Source organism: Streptomyces olivochromogenes, from assembly GCF_001514115.1.
Lineage (GTDB): Bacteria > Actinomycetota > Actinomycetes > Streptomycetales > Streptomycetaceae > Streptomyces > Streptomyces olivochromogenes.
In genome coordinates this window covers 38,814-40,108 of sequence record NZ_KQ948494.1, presented here as the reverse complement: position 1 = coordinate 40,108, position 1,295 = coordinate 38,814, and the positions used below count along the sequence as shown (strand labels likewise).

Sequence of the window (1,295 nt, the reverse complement as noted above, 5' to 3'; positions counted from 1 at the left end):
GGGTCTGCTGCAGGTTTGGGTGACAGGTTGACCTGCCCCACCTCTCAGGTTCCAGTTCTGGTGGCTAACTGACAGCCCTTCACGGAAGGCTGGCAGTCATGCCTCGTCCCTATCCTCCGGAGTTCCGAGCGCGTGCCATCGCGCTGGTCCGCGCCGGCAAGCAGGCCAAACAGACGGCGGTGGAGCTCGGCATCCATCCCGTCACGTTGTCGAAGTGGTTGCGGCAAGACGACATCGACAACGGGCGGCGACCGGGAACGCCGTCGAGCGAGTCTGCTGAGTTGCGGGCCGCTCGACGGCGGATCCATGAGCTGGAAACCGAGCTGGCGATCGTCCGGCAGACGGCGAAGTTCCTTGGCAAGGACAAGCCGGCCCCAAAAGGCTCTACCCGGTGATCGACCGACTCGTCGATGCCGGGGCACCGGTCGACAGGTGCTGCCGGATCCTTGGCGTCGCCCGGCAGAACTACTACAAGCACAAGCGCACACCGACCACTCCACGACAGCTACGGCGGGACTGGCTGACCGGGCTGATCCGAGAGGTTCACGTCGCTTCCCGCGGCACCTACGGCTACCGCCGCATCCACGCCGAGCTCACCCTGGGCATGGGCATCCGGGTCTGCACCAGGACCGTGTCGGTGCTGATGACACAGGCCGGGATCCACGGACTGCCTGGACCAATACGCATCAAGCGGCTGCGTGGCATCGTCACCGCCGACGACCTGGTCAACCGGAAGTTCCATCGGCTGCGTCCCGACGAGCTGTGGGTCACCGACATCACGCAGCACCGCACCAGAGAAGGGTGGGTCTACTGCGCGGCAGTCCTGGATGCGTTCAGCCGCAGGATCGTGGGCTGGTCCATCGACTCACGGCAGGACTCCACCCTCGTGGTCAACGCGCTGGACATGGCCATCCGCAACCGCCGCCCCAAGCCGGGCGGGATCGTTCACGCCGATCACGGCACCCAGTTCACGTCCTGGGTCTTCGGGGAACGGATCCGCTCCGCCGGCCTCCTGCCGTCGTTCGGCACCGTCGGGGACGGCCTGGACAACGCGATGATGGAGTCGTTCTGGTCCTCGATGCAGATCGAGTTGCTCAACCGCAAGCGCTGGAAGACCCGGGTCGAACTGGCAAACGCGATCTTCGAGTTCATCGAGATCTTCTACAACCGCCAGAGACGACATTCAGCACTGGGCTACCGCACCCCCATCGAGTACGAACTACTCTCCACACAAGACACCATCCACGCAGCCAGTTAGCCACCGCAGCTGGAACCCAAACCGTGGGGCAGGTCAA

1 pseudogene is annotated in these 1,295 nt (G+C 64.6%); it reads left to right on the top strand.

Features of this window, described 5'->3' with window-relative positions:
- Window positions 1-98: 98 nt before the first annotated feature.
- Window positions 99-1,258 (top strand): annotated as a pseudogene (locus AQJ27_RS49635) (IS3 family transposase).
- Window positions 1,259-1,295 lie beyond the last annotated feature (37 nt).